Origin of the sequence: Methanosarcina sp. UBA289 (assembly GCA_002496565.1) — an archaeon.
Taxonomy (GTDB): Archaea; Halobacteriota; Methanosarcinia; order Methanosarcinales; family Methanosarcinaceae; genus Methanosarcina.
This window is the reverse complement of record DAKJ01000025.1, coordinates 1-25,567: the sequence shown is the minus strand read 5'-3', so window position 1 is coordinate 25,567 and position 25,567 is coordinate 1. Positions and strand designations below refer to the sequence as shown.

The following is a 25,567-nucleotide window of genomic DNA, read 5'->3' as shown; positions in this document are numbered from 1 at the left end:
CCAATTTTGTATTATTTGGTGATTATATGAATATACTAATCATATCTCCTTTTAGAATATACCCTATATATTCTGGTTTTTCAACTAGAGTTTATAATTTGACTAAACAACTCTCTAATTCTAACTCTGTTTTTTTGTTTTATAGCGATTATTATAAAAAATACTCTGCTCAAGATGATTGCGATTTTCTCCCAAATGTAAAAAAGATTTGTTTTAAAGTATCAACTAAGTTTATGCAGCTCTTACACCCTTATTTAATTTTGAGAGGTATTGATGTAATAAAAGAAGAGAAAATTGATTTAATCATTGCTGAAGGTATCTGGGCAGGACTTCACGCAATGATTTTTCGAGCTCTAACAAAAGTTCCATATTGTCTCACTGAGCACAACGTTGAATATGTAAGATGGAAGCGGATGGGAATGAAGTATCCCGGTCTATTACGGATGTTCGAAAAATATTGCTGCAAATTTTCAAAGAAAGTATTTTGTATGTCTGAGGATGATCGAAAACAAATAAATGAGCTTGGAGTGAATATTAATAAAATTATTACTGTCCCAAATGGAGTAGACATTCTACAGTTTAGGCCTGAACCTTCCAAGAAATACGAAATTGCAAATAAACTTAATATTAATGTTGAATCGCCGATTATTATTTTTTCAGGGAGTTTAAATTATACTCCAAATTTACAAGCTGTACAGATAATTTATGAAAAGATAATCGATCCTGTTTTAGAAGCAGTTCCTGATGCAAAGTTTGTAATAGTTGGTTCCAATCCCCCTTTACAGTTTAAACATGAATCAATTATATTCACAGGATATGTTGAAAAAATTGAAGATTATATTAATGCCTCTGATCTTATAATTGCTCCATTAATTAGTGGTGGTGGAACAAAATTAAAAATTGTAGAAGCAATATCATGTGGAAAGACTGTAATAACAACAAGTGTTGGTGCAGAAGGACTTATTGGTGAAAATACTGAGGGTTTTTTAAAAGTTGCTGATAATTGGAATGATTTTATAATAAAAATGATTAATTCTTTGAAAAGTCCTCAATCCAAGGAGTTGCCAAGAGGCTTTATAAAGATGTATTCGTGGGATTCTATAGGCAACAAGCTATGTAAGGAAATTACTATTGATTGAAATACTTCCCAAAAGAGGGCTTTTTATGAAAATCGGCATTATCACAGATTTTGTAGATGGTAACTTGGGTGGTATAGGGACATATACTCATAATTTAATTCAGCAATTAAATGAAATTGATGAGTTTAACCAATATTATTTAATTCATGGAGAATCAAAGGACATTCAAGTCTATAAAACTAATGAAGAAATTTTAATTAAAAAATATTCTTTCTCTAAAGGATCTAGATCTATTTGGAGGTATTTTAGTACACCTTTAAAATTAAAAAGCATGAAACAACTAGATATTGTACATGATACTTATGAGATTGGCCCTCTCTCTTTTAAAATGCCATTTAAAAGAATTATTACTGTTCATGATTTATCTCCCTTTCTTTTTCCAGATACATTCAGCTCGTCAACTGTGCTACTTCATAAAATCCTCTTCTCAAAAACGTTACGGTCTGTTGACAAAATAATCACAGTGTCCGAAAGTTCTAAATATGACTTAGTAACACATTTTAATGTTTCAGAGGATAAAATAAAAGTAATTTTTAATGGAGTAGATACAAAATTTAGGCCGCTTACTAAAGATATTATAAATGAATTCCTCAGAACCTATAATATAAATTTCCATTTTATACTGTATGTTGGAACGCTGGAGCCTAGAAAAAACCTACCTACTCTTCTTAAGGCATATCATCAGCTCAAAAAGAGAAATATCAATCACAAATTAGTCATTGCAGGTAAAAAAGGATGGAAATATCAAGAAATATTTGAAACAATAGATAAATTAAATCTAAAAGATGATATTATTTTTACTGGTTATGTTCCAGAAAACTATCTCCCTGCTCTGTACAACGCTGCTGATGTATTTGTTTACCCGTCTATATATGAAGGGTTTGGTTTACCCCCTCTTGAAGCGATGGCTTGTGGAACTCCAGTAATTACATCTAATACGTCCTCGTTGCCTGAAGTTGTTGGAAACGCAGGAATTATGGTTGATCCAAATAACATAGATATGTTAGCAACTGCAATGTATGAAGTTTTAACTGATGATTCTTTAATGAAAGAAATGACTAAAAAAGGTTTGGATAGAGCGAAATTATTTGGCTGGAAGTCTTGTGCAGTTGAGACTTTAAAAGTTTATGAAGAATTCAGTTCCAATAATTCATGAGAATATCACAATAACACTAAATTTACATATACAGTCCTAAATTCCATGAGAATCCAATAATGAAGTTTTGATTTGTAGGTAAGATTGTTATGAAGATACTTAATCCACTTCAAATGAATGATTGGGATATTAAAGAAACTCTTATACTAGTTATTTCAATTCAGTTAGGATTATTGGGTTCAATAGGACTAGATTTTATTGGATTCAATATTCCAATTTTAAGACAGTTACTCGGGTTTATTTATCTCATATTTATCCCAGGCATGCTTATTTTAAGAATTCTAAAATTACACGATATGGGTAGCATTAAAACTGTTTTATTTTCTATTGGACTTAGCCTTTCAACTCTTATGGCTACAGGTTTTTTTATCAACCTTGCCTTTTCATCTTTATCATTTGATTATTTAATTTTCTCCTTAAATCTAGTTTCGCTAATTTTATGTCTTCTTTGCTATTTAATAGATGGTGATTACTCTAAGCCAACTTATATCGATCTAAATGAACTATTCTCTGCACCTATTTTGTTTTTATGTATAATTCCATTTATGTCAATATTTGGAACCTATTCAGTTAATTTCAAAGACTCAAATCTTATTTTGATGTTAATGATTCTTATAATTGCAATAGTAGTTTTATTAATTTGTTTTGATACATTTCTTTCTCCTAAATACTATCCTTTAGCAATATGGATAGTTGCAATTTCTCTAATATGGCATAATACTTTAATATCTTCCTATATTATTGTGGGCGATTCAGTAGAAGAATATTTCTTCTCAAATTTAGCAATTAAATCTTCATTTTGGAATTGGACGATTAAAGGAACTTATAATTCTGTGTTATGTAATGTTATTCTAGCTCCAATTTTTTATCATATATTAAATCTCGACTTAACATGGATTTTTAAAATTGTATACCCTTTGTTATTTTCGTTCGTATCTATTGGAGTATATTATATAACTCTACAAAGTATTAAAAATACTAAATTCTCGTTCCTTTCATCCTTTTTATTTATATCAGTTAGTCCATTTTATGAAACAATTCCACTTATTACAAAACAGTCTATAGCAGAAATTTTTTTAGTCTCTTTGGTGATGTTACTAACAGAAAACAATAACGCTATTAACAAAACGAGTAAATCTATACTATATATTATTTTTTCAATGTCATTAATTGTTTCTCATTACGGGACTTCTTACCTTTTTATGTTTTCATTAGTATTTGTTTCTTTCTTCTTGCTTTTCGAAAAAAGTCCAAAAATAAATAAGTTAGTGGAAAGATTCTTTCCCATCTCTAATAATATGAGTACTACTCATAATGATACAATTAGTACTCACTCACATAGAAAATATGATATTATTTCCCCAAATTTTATATTACTATTTATCACGTTTACATTAGCATGGTTTATATATATATCAAACTCTTCTGTATTTTCTATAATTATGCATCTTGGGAAAAATATAGTAAACACAATTTTTATTGATTTTTTCAGTCCTGAAAGTTCTAGAGGATTATATCTTATAACTAGAAATGAGACTTCATTATTACGCACACTCAATAAGATTTTGTATTTCACTATCCAATTTTTTATAATTATTGGTTATATCCATACTATTAAACATTATAATAAGTCACGATATTCTACTACTTATATGTGCTTATCATTGTTTTGGCTGATAATTCTTTTCTCTGCGATCGCGATATCTGGTTTTGCTGTAATGGATCCACATAGATTATTCCATTTATCCCTCATATTATTGTCACCATTTAGTGTTATTGGAGGCATAACGGTTTGTAAGTTATTCTTCAATTATTTTACAAATATAAAGTCCTCTGTACGTGTACGTTACTCATTTAATTTATTATCTGTGTTTTTTGTGATTTTTCTATTGTTTAATACTGGATTTGTCTATGAAGTTGCGAAAGATCACCCAAGCTCTATTTCGATAAGCCAGAGAACAACTCAACATGGTGATATTATTGATAAAGCTAGTTTTTATGGACAATACATTGTTACTCAAGACGTTTTCAGTGGAAAATGGCTGGGTGAAAATATAGTAAATGGTTCCTATATTTATAAAGGGGATAGGGTCCAGGGTAGTCCGTCATTAACAATTTATAGTAATGTTGATAAGTCTTCTATTAAATTTTTTGATAACTCTACTGCAGCAATAGGAGATGGATACATCTACTTGTCATATTTAAATTTAGTAGAAGGAACTGGATTCAACTTCAATAATACCCTTCAACAAAAAACTGTATATGAGTTTACAGATGTTCGCGATCTTTTGAAAGATAAAAATGCAATCTATAATAATGGTGGAAGTAAAATTTTATTAAGTTAATTTTATTCATTTTTAATAAACGTTGGGGAACATCCATGAAAAAAATACTCATATTAAACATCGGAAATGGATTAAACAAAGGTAATCTTGCATTATTATATTCTGCAATAGATACGATTAAGATCTATTCACCTACTGTCGAATTTTATTTGATGTACTATGGGAATGATGGGAGTCATAGCAATCTGGATATAAAAGAGCAACATCTTATAGCCAAAGTGAAGATTCCAACTAACATAGAAAAGGTAAAGGATATACTAGTTTCTTTATTTTATTTATCTAAATGTTATTTTATTTACTTCTTTGGCAAATTTGGTGTAAGGATACCAATTTCAAGTAGCTCACGGCTGTTCTATTATCATGAAAGTGATTTAGTACTTGTGATTGGGGGAGATACTATGAGTCCAAGTGGGAGATACGGATTGAATATCTTAACCCCTTTTACAAATATTTTATATGGTATTTTACTTAATAAACCAGTTGTTCTTTATGGAGAAAGTATAGGCTACTATAATAATAGAGTTTTTAGTTCTATTGCGAAATTTATATTTAATAGAGTAAGATTAATTCTTGTTAGAGAGGAAATATCAAAAAAATATCTTGATGAGAATAGTATAGACATTCCCGAAATTCATGTTACTGCGGACTCTGCATTCCTTTTAGAGCCATCGCCCGAAAAGCAGGTTCTTGAGATTTTATCTTCTGAAGGTGCCCGTTATAGTATTGAAAGACCACTCATAGGCGTCAATACAAGTAAATTGATTAGTAATTATAAAGGAGGAGAAGATCGCAGTAAAGATGAAGAAGAGACATTTAATGTGATGGTAAAAATTATAGATAACTTAGTTGAAAATCTTAATGCAAATATCATTATGATACCTCATGTATATTCAGATGGAAATAACACAGATGATAGAGATGCGATGTTTGCTATTTTTGAAAAAGTAAAAAATAAATCAAATATTTCTATGATTAAAAATGAATATTCTCCACAGGAACTAAAGGGAATAATAGGAAAATGTGATCTGTTTATAGGCGGAAGAATGCACTCAACAATCGCATCGACATCTATGCTGGTTCCAACAGTGGGTATTGCATACAGCCATAAAATGTATGGAATAATTGGTAACATGCTTGGGCAAGAAAAGTATATCGTAGATATTAAAGATTTAAGTTATGAAAAATTAATTTCAACGGTATATGATGCTTGGAATAACAGATCTGAAATTAAAGAAGAATTGGAATCGATAATCCCAGTCGTGAAAGAAAGAGCTATGCTAAATGGAAAATACGTTAGTGAACTGCTAAATAAATTAAATTAAAGACTATTTCTTCTTAATCTCTATCTTTTTCTTTTTTCTTAGTATATGACTTTATGCATTTAAAGAACTTTTCTATTATATTTTATCTGAATTTTTTCCAATCTTCCTTATTTTTTCCTTGCTCTCTTTTTCTTTTCAATAATAAATTATTAAAGATTTTCTGAGGATCAGATTTGCTAAATAGAAATATAATCTGTTTATAATTGTTTCCTTTAGTCTATTATTATATTAAATAATATTATATATTATAATGTAAATTCACTAACTTTTTATATTTGTTTATCTATTTATCTATAGAAGTAAATGTTCTTTAACTCCTAAAGAGAACCCGAATGAAGTTGTATCATTTTTGTTTAACGTATTGTTTCAATTTTTACTGTTGCTGTCTGTCTATCTAAACCTTAATTAACATTTTGTATATTTATATTACATACTTTTATTAATTTTATATTTATCTTTCGTGTAAGATTATCAGTAGAAATCTTAAAATCTGAGGTTACACCCTTACAGGAGTAAGGTACTGCTTGCATATTTGAAAACAGGAATTGTGGCAGGAAATTTGCCTTCAGCTGTGCTAACCGTATTGCTAATACTCATTGGAGTCTCCACAATGACTCTTGGAATTATAGCTGATATCCTGTATCCTGAAAACCCAGAGGAAGGTTAAGGATGAGATCTTGTATCGGTGAAGGAATCAGAGTATGAGAGAGATTTAAATGATTAGCATATTTGTTTTGTATTTTCTTTCTTTTCTTGTAGTATGGCAGTTTGGGGGTTACCAGCTGTTTATGTTATTTATATCCATTATCTCAAGACCAAAACGAAAAAATTATGATTTTCAGCCTTTTGTATCACTAATTATTCCTGCTTATAATGAAGAAAAAGATATTGAAAATAGAATAAACAATCTGTTAGGATTAGATTATCCAAATGATAAATATGAAATTTTAGTCGTTGAGTCTGGGTCAACTGATAAAACGTATCAAATAGTGGACAATATTTTAAAAAATAGAGATGACTATAGTCTTCCCATTATAAAATTGCTTCAAGAAGAAAAAAGAAATGGTAAAGCTTCAGCTATTAATTTTGGACAAAAGAACGCAAATGGAGAAATTATAATAGGTACCGATGCAAATACAGTATTTGATAAATTCGTAATTAAAGAAGTGGTGCCACATTTTTATGATCCTATTGTATGTGCGGTTGATGGAAGATATATTGTATCTAATCCAGATAACTCATTAACTTCATCTGAATCTTTTTATTGGTTATTAGAATCTATTATGCGTACTGGAGAATCTTGTTTAGATTCTGTATGTTCACTTCATGGGAAAATAAACGCATGGAGAAAGAACATAGTTTACGCGGATCCTAGTGTTTTAGCAGAAGACCTGGATATGGCGATTCAAGTTAAAAGAAAAGGATATAAAATAGTATATGAGCCAAATGCTATAGCTTACGAGCCTGCTGCAATAACCTATAATGACCAGATAGTTCAAAAAAAGCGTATAATAATAGGAAGAATACAGTGCTTTTTAAAGCATTGGAACTATTTGTTGTTGCCAATTGATTTATACAGATTGCTTATATTTCCATCTCGCAGAACTTTGTCCATATTTTCTCCGTTTGTTTTCATGTTAATCCCAATTTTATATTTATTTATTGGTAATCTTCAAATTGTAATTACTAATATAATCGCTACACTGGTCGTTTTTGCATTTGTTTTTGGATCATTACTTATTTTAAAATTTAAAACAACTAATCATATAACTACTCAATTAAAATGCAGAATTTCCTTGGTTTCCATCCCAAAGGTTACATATTATGTGTTATTTAATGAATACATTATTTTGTTAGCATGGAAGGATTTTCTCTTTGGAAAATATTCTGTATTGTGGGATAAGGCTAACTCTACAAGAACTCAGGAGTAGATTTACTAAAATATTTATTCAGTGAGCCAAAACATGAAGATACTTTTAGTTCAGCTAATTGGCAAGGGAGGGGTTCAGGTTTATACTTCTCAACTTGCAAATGCTTTGTCCCAAACAAACAATGAGGTAGTAGTTTTACTTGGCCAATATCTTATAAACGACAGATATTACTCAAAACTCAATGCGAAAATTATTCCAGTGAAAACCTATCCTTCTTATATTAAAATGGGGCTGAAAATGATTAATCCTTTTACTTATTATAATTTGATGAAAATTATTAATAGGGAAAGGCCTGATGTAATTCATATTCTTTTTGAAGATATTTTGTTAAGTACAACTATTCTATTCCTCAAAAACAAATATCCTGTTGTTTTTACAGATCACGATCCATCTTTTCATGAAGGAGAACGATTTTTTTCAAAATTTAATCATGGATTAGCCAAAGTAATTACAAGGAAGTCTGATGCAATAATCGTTCATGGAGAGAGAATGAAAGAAATTTTAGTAAATGCCAATGTTCCAAAAGACAATATTTTTTGTATTCATCATGGTGAATACTCCTATTATACTCAATGGGAAAAAGGGAGGATAAAAGAAGAAAAATCTGTGCTTTTTTTTGGAAGAGTTGAAGAATATAAAGGGATACGGTATCTTATCGAGGCTGAACCATTAATTACAGCCAGGGTTCCGAAGTCAAAAATAATTGTAGCAGGATCAGGAAATTTCGAGCAGTATAAAAAATTAATAATAAATATAGATAACTTTGAGATTCACAATAGGTTCATTCCAGATGAAGAAGTTGCAGATTTATTCAAAAGAGCATCAGTTGTAGTATTACCCTATATTGATGGAACACAAACCGGTGTAATCCCAATTGCTTATTCATTTAAAAGACCAGTTGTTGTAACTGATGTTGGGAGCATCCCAGAAGTAGTAGATAATGGAAAAACAGGATATGTTGTACCATCCAAAGATCCAGTTTCTTTAGCAAATGCAATAATAAAGATACTAACAGACGACAGACTCAGAGCAGAAATGGGCGAAAACGCTTTCCAAAAAACAAAAAATGAAATGTCATGGGAAAATATTTCCAAAAATACAATCGAAATCTATAAAACGGTGTTAAATAAGTGAGGATTGGAATTGCCATAAACTTTGTGGAAGGTAAATTAGCGGTAATAAGCACATATATAATTTAATATAAAGCTTAACAATAGTTGATGGCCGAGATATTGAGTCTATTCCAAAGCAACTGTAATTAGAAATCTTAGAAAAAGCTGATCCCAAAACTCAAGATTGTTTCTCAAATATGTTATACTACGGATAATGGATTGAGCTTCGGATCTGAAATCATCTAAAAACCTTATTGACACATTAAAATTAGTTTTGGAATGAGTCCTTTAACAATAATGATGCCTGGAATAATAGACCAGAATTTAAAAAGAATTGGAGTCGATAATTCCAATTGTAAAAGAAGAATCTATACTAAGCGGAAAATATGTTAGCGAGTTATTGGAAAATTAAATTAAAAGTCGTATTGACTTTTAATATCTTTCCTTGCCTTTTTTGACGCAAATTTATTGAAAATTGCACAATATACCTTAATAATTTTCAATGGCATATACTGTATTATAATCTTGAAATATGGATTTGAGGATAAGGAGACATTGAAGTAAAACCATAAAGCTATTGAGTTGTCTATAAAATCTGAACGTAATAATTTGCTGTAGGGATATACTTTCAATAAACTCTTTTTAACAGTAAAATTTTTCTTTTTTAAGTAGATCATTAATGTTTGAGACTGAATTACTTCTATTGAACTTACATTGTTTAATTCAATATGACTTTCTTTACTCATTTTTCGTAATACATTTTCACCAATTTTACTTTTGGATACAATAATTGATCTGCCGGTACTATCATCCTTAAATTTTGGTAACCACGCATCTCCAAACGAAATATCTGCGAGTTCGCAGACCCCGTCTCCGCACATCAAACATCTCTTTGGATAAAAAAAATGCGATCCAATGAAGCCCCAATAATCGGAGAGTTTATTTGTATGTGTATGTTTAGATGTAATTATTTTCATTAAACCTGGCCAGCCCTCTCCTCTATAATCTAATCTTATAATTTCATCTTCTTTGATCTTTAATTTTTTTAAGTATAACTCTGTACCAACAAAAGTTGGCATATGATTGCAGAAAATACCTAGATGTAAGACAATTTTATCTTTTAATTTTTTGTTTTTATTTTCTGCTTTTCTTATTCCATTGATATGGCATGGCAAACCCACAACTGCAAATTTCTCATTTTTCTCGGATTTCAAAATCTCTTTTAATGCGATATTTACAGGCACCGGGCAGTATTTTGATTTTGAAGCTTCAATGATTTCTTCTTTTGTTCGTGCAATAAAAGGCTCTGGTTCTAATGGCTTACTTTTGTTCATTCTTGTAACCAGAGCCCCATTAATTATTCCGTTTTCTAATGCATATATAAGTAGTTGAGTGATAAGTCCTCCGGATGACGAATTGTACCGGATTTTAGTATCCTTGGAGTATGCTGTGTAACAGTCCTGATAATTTCCAATAAGTATATTTTCCGGCTCTTTTTCAAATATTTCATGATTTAATTTTTCATAATCAACTTTATTTCCTGGACAAATATCATAACAAAATCCACAGTTATTGCAAATGTCTTTGTTTATTCTTGGAATGTATATACCTTTTGTTTCATCTATTGAAAGTTTTATTGCATTTTTTGGGCATAAAGCATCACACGTTCCACAACCGGTGCATAATTCTCTATTAACAACCAGTTCAATTGTATTACTTCCCGGATTTTCAATCATCTCTCATCTCTCATCTCTAATATTGAAATTCTTTGATCCCTTTTGTGTTATCAGGGGTAGTTTAATTTCTCTCTATTCTACTCGATTTTTGATATGAAAATTCCTAAAAAAGTTTAAGTGCTTTAAAAATCCTCAGATTCGACAAGAATATCAATTTTTATATTCCTTGATCACATTGGTTTTACTATGTAATGCACTCCTTATTTTTAATGGTATAAATGACTCTACTGTTTTCTTTTCTGACTGTTTTAGGCAAAATCCCCACATTACATACATATATGCTGCAGTTAAGATAAGGCCACAAAACAACAGAGATACAAACCCTGAGATGTTCAGATAATACGCAATTATGTAAGATGCTCCCGCAGTTATGATCATAGCAAACACTCCTGGGATCATAGAGTTCACAAATGTAGTTCTGGAGATTCCAAGTACCTTAGTTGCATACCAAGGTGTAAAAAATGCATTTTTAAGCGTTAGCATAATAGCCCCTGCCAATGCAACTCCATAATAATTCCAACCTGTGATATAGGGAATTATTACTGCCAGCAAAAAATTCCCTATTCCCATAAAAAATGTGACAATACCCGGAAGGCGCACTTTGTTATATGCAACATTAATCGCAAAAAGGGGCATTACTGGAAGATTAATTATAAGATGGGATAACATTAAGACCATCAATAGAGAGAGTTTTGCGAACTCCGGGCCTACCCATAGCGTAAGAAGTTGGGAGGCGAAACCACATATGTAACCTATCGGTAGTGCCATAGCAAGCCCTGTAAGCTTTACAGTACTTTTTGATATACTTATGAGTTCCTCGATTTTTCCCTTTGCATAATAAGTGAGAATTACCGGTGTAATAACTCCTATAAGCATTCCTGCGACAGTACGTAGCATCATACTCCATGTCAGTACAACCGAATATTCTCCCCCCACAACAGTACCAAATAATTTGTTCACAACTATTAGATCTATCTGGAGAAACAATAGTGAGCCTATCTGGTTAATTATTATCCAACCGCCCATTTCCGTAATCTCATTTACTTTTGATCTACGAAAATTTTTTATATTCACCTTTAAATTGGGATTGATCTTGCGTGAGAAAACTACAGTTAGAACGAGAGCAGCTACAGCTCCCATTAAATAAGCCAATCCAATATAAATTAAATTTGGAGAATACAACTTAAATAATATTACTATTAAGCCTGTCTGAACAAGAATATTTACAGTATTCACAAGGTACTGGAGATCAAGCCTATTGTAGGCAAAGAGGGAAACTCCAAAATTACTTCCCCACGCCCTCAACAAGAATGAACTTATTACTCCAAGAAAAAGTATTCTTGCAGCATTTTCCTGACTGGTTGGAATTTCAAAAAATAAAGGCGTATAGTAGGAAATTAAAACCACAAAAGGAAGCATTAGTAGTATAATTCCAAGAGTTCCAAAGAGAGCAGTATTAAATGTTATATTGGCTTTTCTGAATTCTTGTTTCTGTAAATCTATGGTCAAATACCTTGACACGGATGTATTGAGTGACTGTACAACTAAATTTACATAACCTGTCATAGAGGTAGCTAAAGGAATAAGTGCATAACTTGCTACACCAAGAGAATCTATAAAAAATGGTACTAAAAACAGGCCAATTAGGACATTAAGCATAAAATACAAAATATTGGCTAGTAAGTTTTTAGGTATCTGCTTACTAAAAGTTTCCTGTTTTTCATTTAAATTAAGCAAACTTTTTCTCCTCAAATTTATTGACCTTTTAATTCAATCCTTTTATTCGGTATCAAAATTCCATTTTATAAATTGCGCTATAATAGGGCTCATTTTGTAATCTATAGTTTGATACCAAGAAATACGAGCTTATTTTCAATTAAATTCTTACTATATTTTTGAATAATAATCTTTAATTTTTATGAAAAGCATTTTACAATTATTTAAAATCTTTGGTTTCCATCTTTAATTTATTTTACTGATTTTCCGACAAAACACTCTAATTTATGAATTTTTATAAATATCCTGGCACTTGCGTTATTATCAATATTTTATAAAATGTAACTAATAATACATCATGTTGAGAGAATATTCTCAGATTAAGTATACTTTCATAATTATTCCGTCTACCAAAAACCAGTTAATTGGCACTTATCTTGATATTCTTGAATAATAAGTAAGTGTAATTCTTAATAACCTACAAAAGAAGAATACAATCAGCAGTCAACAATTAATGAAATTAGTTATAATAAATTTGTCCATTAAAATCCATAGGAAATATATTTAATGAGCTCATCACAAAACCAATTTCACCTTCATATCGATAAAGTCTCAGAACTATTATTCCATTATCATAAACTCGTTAGATTATTCGGAGTCAGAGAAGTAATTTTGAGTTTTGATCAGCTCAATTATTATTTTATCCTGTAGTATGGCTACATACTTTCAGATGTAAAAAAAATTGTCCATGAAAAAGAAGAGTTTCAGTAAGGAATATTTTGAGGATATCATATTTCTTGAAATTGTAGGTTTACATATTTAGGAGAACAACTCGAAAAAGGTTAAAAGGTTATATCTTCTTTCCCTCTTTTCTATATTTTTACATGGATTTAAGATACACACAATTCCCGCAGTCTATTCATAGTCTCATCAGTCATATTGACAAGTATACACGTACTTCTATGTGTATACTTATGCCTTTTTTACATGACACTACTATTTAAGCTCAGTTTCGAGCTTGTCTCTTCTATCCATTTCACCTGCTATACTCAGGTCAATTGGATTTCTTGAACTGCTATGCTCAATTCCCTGCTATCTTCGTTTTTTAACTCTGGAATATCACACGGTCTGTCAAAACCCTCTGGAACATGCAGACTAATGAGATTTTCGCCTTTCTTTAAGTTTATTGAAATAGATATACTGGAAGAATCTATACTGATTATTTGTCTATCTTGAAGAGTTTCGTCATTATAAATCTCCAGTGTTCTTGGACGGTAGAAACTGGATGCCTCAATATTTAATGTAGCATTTCTACCATTATCTGAATGAATTAGTATTGTAGCGTTATTTGATATCCATCTGGTAGGTTCTCCATTCATTTCTTCCAGCGGATTCCATCCATCTTTTAAAACCATAAATGACTTTAAAGGTTCTTTTTTGACATGATATACAATTAGAGAATCTTTTTCGTACGTTTTTCTTTCTGTGCTGAGTGCTTTCTGTATCAGCTTTTCGGCCAAGTTAATTTCACTATCGTTCATATAATCTGTATGCAAAACAATATACGATATGTTATAATAATTTAAAATCGACGTTCCGATTTGATCTACATCCTGGTCTAGGATATCAGCAGTAAATGGTTGCAGGTAGGTTAATTCTCTTACCACAGGTGTATTTAATTCAAAATCTCTTGCAGTAGATGGGTATCTGGCAGCCCAGTTACCTACGACAGGCTTTCCATGTATTGTCTGGTAGTAAATGATAGTTACACCTGCTTCATAATCCTGAGTTCCAGGTATTTCAAGTAGTGCGTAATTGTCTTTATCTTGTGAGATCTCTTTGTAAAACGATGGTTCGTTGACTTCTGACATCGGTATCGGAATTGCCAGATACTCAAAAATTATTAAACTGCTTATTACAACTGCAGTCACCTTTTTCTTACTTTTGTTAGTCTTTAGTAATTCTGAAACTCCATACCCTGTCAAAACTGCGAATGAGAGAGACGCGATTACAAAAAATCTTCCAGTTGTTCTGCAATTGTCCAGAAATGGAATCAAATAATACAAAACCATATGTGGAAGAGGGACACTAGTATTGAATTCCGTAAATGATGTATTACCATTTATATGAAGAAGTGGGCCAAGACTGATTAATGAAAAAAACAATGCAGATATCGACCAGAATTTTACATTTTTGTTTCCCTTCAGTCTGTGAGCTGCAAATAAAGAGAGTAAGATTACCGTGTATCCAATAAAAGTTGTATTTTCACTGGTATTTCCTGAAAAATTGCTGTAAATGTCTGTCGTAAAACTACCAAACACTGGATGTAAAACCGATGGAAGAAAAAAGCTCAGTAAATCAGCTGAGTACATTACAGCTTCAATCGGGTCTAATCTCAAAAAATTTTCACCAGATGTTGCTGTTAAAATGTTTTCAAGTGTGAGTGGTATTAAACCTATGAAAGAGATAACTCCAAATAAAGTGTACTTGTAAAAGATTCGCCTCAGTATCTCTTTATAATCCCTTTTTTCTTTTCTTAAGCAAATATACGTTTCATATACAAATAATAACATCACAAAAATTCCCATGAATACCATGTATTGAAGGTCGCTCATGGCTACGAGAATAAAGAATATCCCTGCAAAAAAACTGTTTCTAGTTCCTCCTTCTTTAAACATTTTCATTAAATATAGGGCACAGAAAGGTATCCACTCAATACTAGTTGCCCCAAAATGACCAAAAGAATGTACAAAATGATACGGTGAAAATGCAAATACAAGTCCGGCTATTAATGAAGAAGTTCTGTCTTTAGTTAAATATTTCACAAGTAAGTATGTACCGTATGCACCAAAAATGAACGAGGATAACCATAGTATATTGTATACTATATGAATGTCTATCAGACTGGATAATACCCATGTAAGTATCTGATTAAACGCTGACTGGAAAGGGGACGCTGGTATCCCATCTGGATAGAATATCAAGTAGTCATGTGTTAATCTTGTAAGATCATGGTTGAATATGGCTACTGGCATGTACCAGAGTATTCTTATCCAGTGAAATGCATCTCCCCCTCCCGGGATATGTGTGGTTATTTTAAAGACCACAGGATAGGTGAGTATAGAGGTTATTAAAGTGTATAGTATTAAGACTCCAGCATGTTCTTTCAAATCTTTTTTCTGAAAATTAAATATTTGGCTATTAATTAAACCTTTTTTTAGCCACTTCTGCGTACCAAATGTCATTGTACCTCGCAAGGGTAAAAATTTATTATTTCTAATTATCTTTCTGATCAGCCTCTAACTAGCTACTTCAGAAATTAATATTATTATATAGTTTATAGATCTTGCTTATAAATCTTTTTTACAACACTTTCTTTTATAATCTTTTTTATAGTACTCATTTTTATATTTCTGAGTTTTGTAAAGATTTTAATTATGCTGTTAAATGAGTTATGTTGTTAGATAAGTTATGTTGTTAGATAAGTTATGCTGTTAAATGAATTAATATTTTGAATCCTGCTGAAAGTCTTAAGTAATTTTATTCTTATCTTTTTAAGTGAATCTATAGTTTTTTCTATCTGTTATTTTTTATTTTCTGCACAATACCATTGTCCATGGAAATGGTTTTTTTAACTCCACCACATCAAACTGTGTTTCTATTAATTTTACAAACTCTCCTGAGCTCCAATTCTGTACATGTTCAATATCATTCCCAAAACGCGTGAGGTTTTTACCTCTTAAGAAGTTCATTATGCGGAAGTAAGGCTCGTTGGGTACACTGAGTATGCAGTAATCTTTAGATATTCTTTTGATTTCCTTAAGAGCTCTATCAGGATTTTCAAGGTGCTCCAGGACTTCTGTTGCAATTACAAGGTCAAAACTGTTTTTTTTGAATGATAGGTCATATATGCTTCCTGTGCAAAAATTGCATCCGGGATTTTTTTGTTTTGCGATACTCAGTGCCTTCTTTGAGATATCCACACCTGTAATATCTGGCCGGTTTAAATTATTAACAATAAATCCTTCTCCACAGCCTATGTCGATGATGCGTTTTAAATCTTCTAATGGAGCTATAGTTTCATTCAAATCTTTCATAAATTTGGATATGACTATCCCCATTAGTGGATTTTTTGAAGTATACTTTTTATAATTCCCACTGTCTGAATTTTGATTCATCTCAATCCCATATATAACTATTTTTGAAATCCTGATATTGATCTTTAGTAAGCGAGTTACTTTTTAACTCGTTTATTTTTCTGTCAACTCGCTGTATTGTTCGAAGAATTTTTAATCTTTAAAACCTGATTTTTTAATATTTTTTCCTCAAAGTAAGTAGAAATCCAAGTAGTGCAGGTGATAGGGATGTTAAAAAGTAAAGAATTATAGGACATGAGAATCCATAGGCTGAGTTCTCATTTAACATCTTAAAGATAATAACACTTGCAAACTCCCTTATCCCAAATCCTGATATGGATATTGGAACGTTCCCTAAAACTACAATTATTGGCAGGGAAAACGTAAGAATATTACTTAAATCTGGACTTAGCGATCTTATTACTATCCAATATACTATTAGGTTTAAGATATAATATCCAAAAGTTAATGAAAAAACAAAAAACAATGCTTTTCTGTTTCCTGTAATTTCTCTAATTGTTTTCATATAATTTTCTGTGTATTCCTTCCTTTTGGATAAGCTCTTAAATACAAAGTTTACTATTCTCTCGTTCATTATGAAAGTTATTCCTGCAGTAAAGAGCAGAGCGACTAGTATCATTAAATAAATCAGATTTCTGTCTTTAAAAAAGAGGGCAATTGATATAATACTCAATATTATCAGGCAGATAATGTCTATTACCCTGTCTATTATTACAGTGGGAATACTCCTTGATTTTTCAGTATCCAGATAGAATGATCTTGAAACCTCTCCTGCCCTTCCCGGAGTAAGCGCCCCATAGAACGTACCTATCAAGATTATCTCAAGTGACCGTTTTAAGGGGATTTGGACATTTATACAATCAAGCAGTTCCTGCCATTTTCTTGCTTTTATCAAGTACATCAGCGCAATAAAGGGCAGTGAAAGGGAAAGTAATGCCAGATCCATTTGAGTAAAGGTTTCATAAATTGCCTTCAGGTCAAGTTTGCTTATCAGGTAAAGCATTAAACCTGAAGTAACTGCAATTTTACCTGCCGTTTTCCAGTTCATAACTATCGTACTTTATAATATAATCATCGTTATTTCTCGAGTTTGTTATCAGTTCTCCTATCAGACCAAGGGAAATAAACTGAGCTCCAATGACTATGAGTAAGATTCCGAGCATGAGAAGAGGCCGATCTCCTATTTTTATTCCTGTTACCCATAAAGTCATCAAGTATATGGATATGATCACTCCAGATAATCCGAGAAGAATTCCTATGCCTCCAAAAACATGCAGAGGCCTTTTTTTGTACATCATCAGAAATGTGACTGTTATGAGGTCCAGAAATCCTTTCAATAGCCTTTCGGCCCCATACTTTGATTCTCCATGTATTCTCGGGTGATGTTCGACTTCAATCTCTCCTACAGTATAACCTTTCCAGTAAGCAAGAGCCGGGATGTAACGATGAAGCTCTCCATATAAATTTATATTTTTTACAACATACTTATTGTACGCTTTATACCCGCAGTTGAAGTCGTTAATTTTGACCCCTGTTATAAGTCGAGTTAACCAGTTAAAGAATCTGGAAGGCACAGTTTTTGAAATAGGGTCATGTCTTTTGCTTTTCCAGCCGGAAACCATATCATATTTTTTCAGTTCTTCTAGAAATCTGGGAATCTCTTTAGGATCGTCCTGCAGATCTCCATCAAGGGTGATGACAATATCTCCTTTTGCTTTTTTAAATCCGCAGGAAAGAGCTGCAGCCTTTCCATAATTTCTCTGAAATCTTACAACTTTAACTTTAGAATCTTTAATATTTTTTATTTTTTCAAAGGTATTATCTGTAGATCCATCGTCAACAAAAATTAGTTCATATGTTTTTTCAATCATTAAAAGAGTATTGTATAATTTCTCGTATAACTCTAGTATATTTTCCTCTTCATTATGGACTGGGACTATAATTGATAGATGGGGTTTATTAGACATACATAATCCTCTGGAATAATGCACTCCTGCAAGAATGTTGGAGTTTCTACTGCATAAATTACTTCAGTTTCATGAATTTCTAGGATTTTTAACTGATTTTTCGAGATGTATATATTTAAGATGTATATACATGTCCATTACTCATAAAAAATATAATTGTGTTGATTACTGCTTATGAGTTACTTAATTGGGAGCGCTGTCCAGTAATCCTTATTATATAATTCCAGAATAGTGCATCAGCAGAGCAATCTAAACTATCTGTTCTCAGGATATCAAAATATAATTACAAAATTTACCTATTCTCCCCTATCCCTACTAAATAACATAGATAGGAATTTAATTATTTTTCTGACTCTCGCTGTTTTTCATAGGTTGAAAATAATTACTCCAGTAAAATATGTTTAATTAAGTAGATAAATATAGTCTTAAACATAATTTTCAAACAAAGACTTTTCAAATCTTAATCTATTTAGAACTTAAACATAATATCAGCTATTCAAATAAAGATATAACCGAAATGTAACAGAAATGTCCTAAAATACAGAAATGTCCTAAAATAGAAAACTTCTAAGTTTATTTGAACAATTTGTTTGTGTTAGAACTCACTTGCGTTAGAGGTGCTTGAATCAGAACCACTGATGTCCCTATTTAAACAAGAAACCTCCTACCTTTTTATGCAGAGAAACTCAGTGTTAATTTCTTCTTACACAGGCTTCAAACACCAATTGAATATTTTTAACTATTTCTTCCCAGTCGTGGTTTTCAGCTTTCCGCAATGCGGCTTCTGAAGTTTTTGTGTTCCCTGAGGGCTTCCCAATCGTTTTTACCACGGCTTTTGCAATCTCCCCTTCATCAAGCTCTACAATAAACCCGTCAACTCCATCTTCAACAAGTCCCTGTGCGGCATTATACTTTGCCTTTACCGTAACCACAGGTACCCCGCAGGCAAAAGCCTCGATAACTACCATCCCGAATCCTTCCCGGCTTGAAGGAAGAACAAGCACTTTTGAAGCCTTGATTTTCCCGATTAATGCTCCATATTCCTGAAAGCCTGCAAACTCGACACTCTCGTAAGCCCCGATTTTCTTTGCGAGTTCCACCAGTGCTGTCTTTTCAGGTCCGTCCCCTACAATGCAGCACCTGATGTCTGGAAAATCGGCTTTAAGAAGAGCTACAGCTTTAATCAGTAGGTCAACATTTTTCTCCTTTATAAGCCTGCCTGCAAAAATTATATCATAAATTTTACTTTCAAGACCTACAGGAGATTTTCCTCCCTCGGTTTCAATCTCGGAAATCTTTTTAAGGTCTATCCCGTTAGGGATAACTGTAATTCTTTTTCCAGGCACCCCGAGTCCCTCAAGCCTATCCTTTGTCCAGCTCGAAACCGCAATATTATTCTCTGATAACTTCGAGACCGCTTTCTCGACCAATTGCCCAAAAATTCCTGCCCCTCCTAAATACTCGTACCAGTAATCATCCCATACCTCGTGCCAGGTAAATACTGAAGGTATTTTTTCCAGAATTGAGATTGCTTTTACTGTAAAACAGGAAAAATAGGGAAAGACACTCACGTCTATGAGGTCAAAGTTTTCTTTCCTTAGCCTCGGAAACAATTTCGCAGCGAAGATTATTGCCTCGGAGATTGAACGCCTGCCGTTTACATACAGGTCTCGAGCTTTGCAGACACCGTGAAGGGTCATGCCTTCATAATCGAAGGTATCTTTCCCCTCCCACCATTTGACTCCGAAAATGTGTACTTCATGTCCTTGGTCTGAGAGTCGTTTTCCCAGCTCATGGATGCGCATTTCTGCGCCGCCTTTGACCCATGGATATACAGCATCGTACACGAAGGCGATTTTCATTCCATCACTTACCAGTCGGTGTCCACTTCAAGGAGCATTACGCTCAGGAGAATTGCCGAAAAAATCAGCTGAAGACCGATAAAGGCAAGAATCATTGAAATAACTGCATTTCTCACTTCCGAGAGAGAGCCGTATCCTGAGCTGATCCAGGTATATACTACTTTTAGCCCGAGCAGAAGGCCTGCAGCGAGTATGATTGAACCTGCAAGTAGTTCTTTTTCAAGAGAATGGTAATCCAGCAATTTTGCAGTGTGTCCCTTATTATTGGGATACATGCCGCGGACAAGGCCATATGTTTTCAGATAGGCGCCAGTAGATAGGGTCTGTCCTCCGAGGATTAGAAGCATACAGCCTAAAATAAAGGAATGCAATCTGTTTTCTGTGGCATCTCCGTTAAGCAGGAGAGAACCTGTTATCAGGGCTCCAAGGACAAAAACCACAGCTCCAGGCAGAAAAAGAAATGGCAGAGGACGGTATAGCATCATAAACCTCATATGCCGCCAGCCGTCCTGAAATGAACGCAGTTTGGAGGGCGCTTTACGTGAGTAATAAGTAATGGGGACTTCTTTAATTCTCAGCCCAGCTTTTGCAGCTTCGATTACCATCTCTGATGCAAGTTCCATGCCGTGAGTTTTAAGGTCCATTTTTCCCAGGGCTTCTTTTGTAAAAGCTCGCATCCCGCAATGAGCATCCGAAATTTTCGTCTTGAAAAGGAAATTCAACACTGCTGTCAGGAAAGGATTGCCTATATACTGATGCAGCCAGGGCATAGCTCCTTTTTTAATGTTGCCTTTAAGCCTGGTGCCCATTATAAAATCCGCTTCTCCTGCCATAAGCGGATCCAGGAATTTATCAAGCTCAAGCAGGTCATAGGTGTTATCGGCATCGGCAATAGCAATATAATCTCCTTTTGCTTCGGCCAGTCCTTTGAGGTAAGCGTTTCCGTAACCTTTTATCGGACCTATTACCCTTGCACCCAGAGACGCTGCAATCTCTGCAGTCCTGTCTGACGAATTGTCAACAACTATTATCTCCCCTTCTATACTATATTTTTTGAATATAGACTGAGATTTCTCTATACAAATTCGGATGGTTTCTTCTTCATTCATGGAAGGCATTACGATAGAAAGAGAGGGCATGTCCAGCCTATACAGCATTTAGCCTAATAACTATTTTGATACATCTCATCTCTCAGAAATATGTAGCTCTGAAATTTATTTATTAAATAATTCTCAGAAGGATAAGAAGGTAAAACAGGGATGCAGGATCAGGAATACAAGATCAAGAAAGGAAACAGAATCGGAAATCAAGAGTAAAAGACCAAGAAACCAAGAACAGAAGACAAGAAAGAGAAAATTAACTTTTGCTAACAAGCTATATAAGGCATCAGATAATTATTTTAAGAAGGGACTGGATTTTTTCGGGAATTACCAATCCACTTTATATGTGGTTGAGAGCGCTTTACTTGCGTTTCAATTGGTTTTAATGGAGGTCTTAAACAAATGGTTAAGGTAAACGTGATATTCCATAGTATTCATGGTCACATTTACAAAATGGCAGAAGCTATAGCTGAGGGAGCAAGAGAAGTCGAAGGAGCTGAAGTAGAGATTTATCAGGTGCCTGAAACTCTGCCTTACGAAGTTTTGGAAAAAATGGGGGCAATCGAAACAAAGAATCTTTTTGCTCATATTCCTGTGGTAACCCGGAGCATGTATGAAGATGTGTTTGCAGGAGCTGATGCCCTTATTTTTGGGACACCTACACGTTATGGAAATATGACTGCCCAGATGCGTACAGTTTTTGACGGCCTTGGAGGGCTATGGAGTAGAGATGCTCTTGTTGGAAAGATAGGGAGTGTCTTTACTTCCAGTGGAACACAGCATGGAGGCCAGGAATCTACAATCCTCACGACGCATGTTACCCTACTTCATCTCGGAATGATCATTGTTGGACTTCCATATTCCGAAACTCGGCAGAGGAGGATGGATGAGATTACAGGCGGCAGTCCTTACGGAGCTTCAACGATTGCAGGAACGGATGAAAGCCGCCAGCCGTCAGAAAATGAGCTTGCAATGGCTCGGTATCAGGGTAGATATGTAACCCAGATTGCAAAAAAACTTTCTGGGCGATAAATAGTTATTAAATATAGTTGACGCAATTAGTCAAACTATATAATATTTCTTTTATATTTTTCCTTGAATAGGATGAATGTACTTGCTAGTTGATCTACAACTCTGTATATGACTAAAAATAAAAAATTGGAAAACATTTCCCTTTGTAAGGGAGTTCTCCGCAATTTTTATCTTACATACGCTCAACAAGGCTCAAGAAGGCCTACACCTCTGGATTCAAGTTTATCCTGAGCTTTTGTCAGACATGCCAGGGTACAGTAAATTGCCTTTTCCTCAGCCTTTTTAAGGACAAAGAATTCTTTCCCACAAACAGGGCATTTTTTTTTCACGTAAGACATTGTAAACACGTGCTCTCTGTATTTAAGAAATTTTTTAATATTTTTTACAAGGCATTACTAAAATAGCACAATAAAATATAAACTTTCTTATCAAGCTTGTATATATTTTTATTAAGAAATTAACATAAATTTCATTTGGTAAGTACCTGTATTGGATAAAAAACGTATACTAAGAAATACATGTTGGCTTAGAGGGATTTTAAAAATTAATAGTCTTTATATCTAAATCGTTTGTACCAAATCGATTCGAATACTTCCTTATTCCTGTGATGATTAGACAAGATCTTAGATATAAGTTACTGAAACACACAATAAGAAAAGTAAATTTCAAATCTGGCAAAATAAGGAGAATGTTCTTTTTGTCAGATTTGATCCAAATATTCACTACTGAGCTACAATTAACTGAGTTTTACCTTCTTATATAGAGAAACACTCCAAGAAGTCCTAGTATCCCGTAAATCATTTCAAACCCAGGCGCTTTTGTGCTTTCGTTGTCAGAAGTATCTGGGCTTTGAGTCTGCTCAGGTATCTGTTCAGCATTTGTTTCTGTACTTCCGTTATTTTGTTCGAGGTCCTGAGTGTCAGGTTCGGACTGTGTTTCATCTACAGCTTCTTCGGCTGCGGGTTTACCTGTTATTGAAAAGGTGGAGTATCCTGGGGTTTCGGCCGTGAAATAAAGATATTCATCATCTTCACTCGTTAGGCTTGTTGGGAGTGGATCCCATTCCATATCATTGTACATATTGAGGGTGATAGAAGGCTGGTCAATATTTTTATCCTGTATCCAGGATTTTTCAACCTTGAAAGAGACAACTGCATTTTCGATATTATCTGGAGTTGCAAATCCGCTGTTTCCTACCCAGATATTTATAGATTTGTAGACCTCGTCAGAAGGCAGCTCTGACACCAGATCGGATTTTTCTTTCAGCATCTCGGCTATAGCTGTTGTCTTTCCAACGGTCTTTTTTGAATCAAAGATAATGCCTACGACAGGAGTAGCGCTGTCTGAGAAATTGAACGTAACAGAATTTCCACTTGAGACAAACGTCTGTGATATCTGTTTAGTCTCAACATTACTTTGAGGTTCAGGAGAACCACCGACACTACCACCGCTACTGTGACTGCTTCCTCCACTACTGCTGTGGCTACTGCCGCTGGAAACACTTTCCTCCATTACATTTATTGTATCAACTGTTGAGTCATTTCCACCTTCGTTGCTCACTGTCAGTGTTACTGTATAGTCTCCTGCTAAGGAATAATTATGTATTGGATTCTGCTCGGTTGAAGTATTTCCGTCTCCAAAGTCCCAGTTCCATCCCTCAGCATCTTGCGATAGGTCAGTAAATTGGACAGAATATGGTGCACCAATCATAGTATCAACGTTGAACTCTGATTCTGGGGCACTTATTTCCGGATTCGGTTCACCCTGCGCAACTATTTCTTGAGTTTTTGTGCTCCAGCCACTTTTGTTTTTAACTATCAGAAGAGTAGTATAGTCTCCTGCTACAGAGTAATTATGCGTCGGGTTTCTCTCTTTTGATGTATTTCCATCCCCAAAGTTCCAGTACCAGGAAGTTGCGCCTGTACTGTTGTCAGTAAATGCTACTTCTAATGGTGCACTTCCGAAGGTGGGAGATGCAGAGAACTCTGCAACTGGCAGGCTTAAATTATTATTATTGGCAGTTACATAAGCTACCTTAGTAAGTATGTCACTTCCTTCAGGTCCCCATACAGACAATGTAACATTATAGACACCAGGCTTTTTAAAATTATGATGAGTTGTTAGAGGTGCAGAGCTGTAAGTAGTAGCGTCTGTTTCTACATTTTTAAATACCCAGTACCAGTTAGTGACATTCCCGGTAACATTACCAGTAAATCTAGTATAGAGTATAACACTTCCATTTGTAACGTTAGAAGAAAAATCATTAATTGTTACGTTGCCTGCCGCTAAAGCTGTAGGCATTAGAAGTATAAATAATACTAATAAAACCATAGGTAAAAGACATTTTTTCATATGTAATTCTCCTTGGACTTTGTTTTTCTTGTCTGTTGGCTATTTGCCATTTGACAGTCCCAAAATTGACTGACTTATATATAAATTTATTTTTTAGAGTCCTCAAAAAAACATCAATTTTTTAGGAGATATCTATCCTTATTTAGTAGATTAAATAGATGGATAGGAGTTTTAAGGTTAAAGCACAAATTGGAATTAGCTTATCTTTCATTTAAAAGATTATTTTTATTTAATTTTGAATCTAGGATTTTTTTATCCCTTTTTTTATGCACAAAACATTTTATATTACGAAAAACAAACCTTGAAGCCTTAATTATAAAGATTTAGTTTATAAATATTAAAGATTCAATTCATCTCAAATATCATTTTAAGACTTAATAGACATTATTTTCTTAGAAATCAAATCTTAAAGGTATAATTTTGGGAGAAGGTCTTTGGATATGTACTTATTAATTAAATAAGAAGTATAAATTCTGAATTCACACTTCTTATTCAGGGGGCACGATAACTCAGTAAAAATTCAAATAAGTTGTTCCTCAAAGATACAATACTTTTTGATTAAGTAAATATTCAACCCGCCCAAGGTAATGATGGTTCTGTCGAGATTTATGTTGTTATTTTGGTCGTGTACTTGAGTTAT

General features: G+C 33.2%; 17 protein-coding genes. 7 read left to right on the top strand and 10 right to left on the bottom strand.

Annotated elements, in window-relative coordinates:
- Window positions 1–26 precede the first annotated feature (26 nt).
- From BP549_RS13900 to BP549_RS13875, 6 genes are all read left to right on the top strand, one after another.
- Window positions 27–1,139, top strand: coding sequence for a glycosyltransferase family 4 protein (locus BP549_RS13900; RefSeq protein WP_292381587.1), 1,113 nt, complete (start codon window positions 27–29; stop codon window positions 1,137–1,139).
- Between the two features lie 25 nt (window positions 1,140–1,164).
- Entirely contained in the window at window positions 1,165–2,295 is a 1,131-nt protein-coding gene (locus tag BP549_RS13895) for a glycosyltransferase family 4 protein (protein WP_292381585.1), read from the top strand.
- Window positions 2,296–2,384: 89 nt separating this feature from the next.
- Window positions 2,385–4,640 (top strand): DUF2206 domain-containing protein, encoded by a 2,256-nt coding sequence (locus tag BP549_RS13890; protein ID WP_292381582.1) that lies wholly within the window; start codon window positions 2,385–2,387, stop codon window positions 4,638–4,640.
- A 35-nt stretch (window positions 4,641–4,675) separates the two neighbouring features.
- Window positions 4,676–5,962, top strand: coding sequence for a polysaccharide pyruvyl transferase family protein (locus BP549_RS13885; protein WP_292381579.1), 1,287 nt, complete (start codon window positions 4,676–4,678; stop codon window positions 5,960–5,962).
- Window positions 5,963–6,678: 716 nt separating this feature from the next.
- Window positions 6,679–7,893: a glycosyltransferase gene (locus BP549_RS13880; protein ID WP_292381576.1), complete on the top strand. Its 1,215-nt coding sequence runs from the start codon at window positions 6,679–6,681 to the stop codon at window positions 7,891–7,893.
- 33 nt (window positions 7,894–7,926) lie between these two features.
- Window positions 7,927–9,027 carry a glycosyltransferase family 4 protein gene (locus BP549_RS13875; protein WP_292381573.1) on the top strand — a complete coding sequence of 367 codons (1,101 nt, stop codon included), beginning with the start codon at window positions 7,927–7,929 and terminating at the stop codon, window positions 9,025–9,027.
- Window positions 9,028–9,418: 391 nt separating this feature from the next.
- Here the strand turns inward: BP549_RS13875 and BP549_RS13870 are convergent, their stop codons facing one another.
- From BP549_RS13870 to BP549_RS13835, 8 genes are all read right to left on the bottom strand, one after another.
- Window positions 9,419–10,741 carry a Coenzyme F420 hydrogenase/dehydrogenase, beta subunit C-terminal domain gene (locus BP549_RS13870; protein WP_292381570.1) on the bottom strand — a complete coding sequence of 441 codons (1,323 nt, stop codon included), beginning with the start codon at window positions 10,739–10,741 and terminating at the stop codon, window positions 9,419–9,421.
- Between the two features lie 150 nt (window positions 10,742–10,891).
- Window positions 10,892–12,478 carry a lipopolysaccharide biosynthesis protein gene (locus BP549_RS13865; RefSeq protein WP_292381568.1) on the bottom strand — a complete coding sequence of 529 codons (1,587 nt, stop codon included), beginning with the start codon at window positions 12,476–12,478 and terminating at the stop codon, window positions 10,892–10,894.
- A 1,028-nt stretch (window positions 12,479–13,506) separates the two neighbouring features.
- Entirely contained in the window at window positions 13,507–15,702 is a 2,196-nt protein-coding gene (locus tag BP549_RS13860; RefSeq protein WP_292381565.1) for a hypothetical protein, read from the bottom strand.
- A gap of 345 nt (window positions 15,703–16,047) precedes the next feature.
- Window positions 16,048–16,635, bottom strand: a complete 588-nt coding sequence (locus BP549_RS13855) for a class I SAM-dependent methyltransferase (RefSeq protein ID WP_292381563.1) — start codon at window positions 16,633–16,635, stop codon at window positions 16,048–16,050.
- A gap of 133 nt (window positions 16,636–16,768) precedes the next feature.
- Entirely contained in the window at window positions 16,769–17,662 is an 894-nt protein-coding gene (locus BP549_RS13850; protein WP_292381562.1) for a lysylphosphatidylglycerol synthase transmembrane domain-containing protein, read from the bottom strand.
- Entirely contained in the window at window positions 17,640–18,581 is a 942-nt protein-coding gene (locus BP549_RS13845; protein WP_292381559.1) for a glycosyltransferase family 2 protein, read from the bottom strand. Before BP549_RS13845 ends, BP549_RS13850 begins: the two co-directional genes overlap by 23 nt.
- 692 nt (window positions 18,582–19,273) lie before the next feature.
- The gene (locus BP549_RS13840) at window positions 19,274–20,443 is read right to left on the bottom strand and encodes a glycosyltransferase family 4 protein (protein ID WP_292381557.1); all 1,170 of its coding nucleotides are present in this window, start codon (window positions 20,441–20,443) and stop codon (window positions 19,274–19,276) included.
- A gap of 8 nt (window positions 20,444–20,451) precedes the next feature.
- Window positions 20,452–21,582, bottom strand: a complete 1,131-nt coding sequence (locus tag BP549_RS13835) for a glycosyltransferase family 2 protein (protein WP_292381555.1) — start codon at window positions 21,580–21,582, stop codon at window positions 20,452–20,454.
- A 363-nt stretch (window positions 21,583–21,945) separates the two neighbouring features.
- On the opposite strand from BP549_RS13835, the gene wrbA reads away from it, so the two are divergent.
- On the top strand, window positions 21,946–22,575 hold the full coding sequence (wrbA, locus tag BP549_RS13830; protein ID WP_292375881.1) for an NAD(P)H:quinone oxidoreductase type IV: 630 nt from the start codon (window positions 21,946–21,948) through the stop codon (window positions 22,573–22,575).
- Window positions 22,576–22,757: 182 nt separating this feature from the next.
- Here the strand turns inward: wrbA and BP549_RS13825 are convergent, their stop codons facing one another.
- Both BP549_RS13825 and BP549_RS13820 read right to left on the bottom strand, forming a co-directional pair.
- Window positions 22,758–22,913 (bottom strand): hypothetical protein, encoded by a 156-nt coding sequence (locus tag BP549_RS13825; protein WP_292381552.1) that lies wholly within the window; start codon window positions 22,911–22,913, stop codon window positions 22,758–22,760.
- A 409-nt stretch (window positions 22,914–23,322) separates the two neighbouring features.
- Window positions 23,323–24,927 (bottom strand): PGF-pre-PGF domain-containing protein, encoded by a 1,605-nt coding sequence (locus BP549_RS13820; RefSeq protein WP_292381550.1) that lies wholly within the window; start codon window positions 24,925–24,927, stop codon window positions 23,323–23,325.
- Window positions 24,928–25,567 lie beyond the last annotated feature (640 nt).

Bases quoted from the DNA above. Each gene is read 5' to 3' on its own strand.
- BP549_RS13900 (WP_292381587.1), top strand. From the start codon at position 27: ATGAATATACTAATCATATCTCCTTTTAGAATATACCCTATATATTCT.
- BP549_RS13895 (WP_292381585.1), top strand. From the start codon at position 1,165: ATGAAAATCGGCATTATCACAGATTTTGTAGATGGTAACTTGGGTGGT.
- BP549_RS13890 (WP_292381582.1), top strand. From the start codon at position 2,385: ATGAAGATACTTAATCCACTTCAAATGAATGATTGGGATATTAAAGAA.
- BP549_RS13885 (WP_292381579.1), top strand. From the start codon at position 4,676: ATGAAAAAAATACTCATATTAAACATCGGAAATGGATTAAACAAAGGT.
- BP549_RS13880 (WP_292381576.1), top strand. From the start codon at position 6,679: ATGATTAGCATATTTGTTTTGTATTTTCTTTCTTTTCTTGTAGTATGG.
- BP549_RS13875 (WP_292381573.1), top strand. From the start codon at position 7,927: ATGAAGATACTTTTAGTTCAGCTAATTGGCAAGGGAGGGGTTCAGGTT.
- BP549_RS13870 (WP_292381570.1), bottom strand. From the start codon at position 10,741: ATGATTGAAAATCCGGGAAGTAATACAATTGAACTGGTTGTTAATAGA.
- BP549_RS13860 (WP_292381565.1), bottom strand. From the start codon at position 15,702: ATGACATTTGGTACGCAGAAGTGGCTAAAAAAAGGTTTAATTAATAGC.
- BP549_RS13855 (WP_292381563.1), bottom strand. From the start codon at position 16,635: ATGAATCAAAATTCAGACAGTGGGAATTATAAAAAGTATACTTCAAAA.
- BP549_RS13850 (WP_292381562.1), bottom strand. From the start codon at position 17,662: ATGAACTGGAAAACGGCAGGTAAAATTGCAGTTACTTCAGGTTTAATG.
- BP549_RS13845 (WP_292381559.1), bottom strand. From the start codon at position 18,581: ATGTCTAATAAACCCCATCTATCAATTATAGTCCCAGTCCATAATGAA.
- BP549_RS13840 (WP_292381557.1), bottom strand. From the start codon at position 20,443: ATGAAAATCGCCTTCGTGTACGATGCTGTATATCCATGGGTCAAAGGC.
- BP549_RS13835 (WP_292381555.1), bottom strand. From the start codon at position 21,582: ATGCCCTCTCTTTCTATCGTAATGCCTTCCATGAATGAAGAAGAAACC.
- wrbA (WP_292375881.1), top strand. From the start codon at position 21,946: ATGGTTAAGGTAAACGTGATATTCCATAGTATTCATGGTCACATTTAC.
- BP549_RS13825 (WP_292381552.1), bottom strand. From the start codon at position 22,913: ATGTCTTACGTGAAAAAAAAATGCCCTGTTTGTGGGAAAGAATTCTTT.
- BP549_RS13820 (WP_292381550.1), bottom strand. From the start codon at position 24,927: ATGAAAAAATGTCTTTTACCTATGGTTTTATTAGTATTATTTATACTT.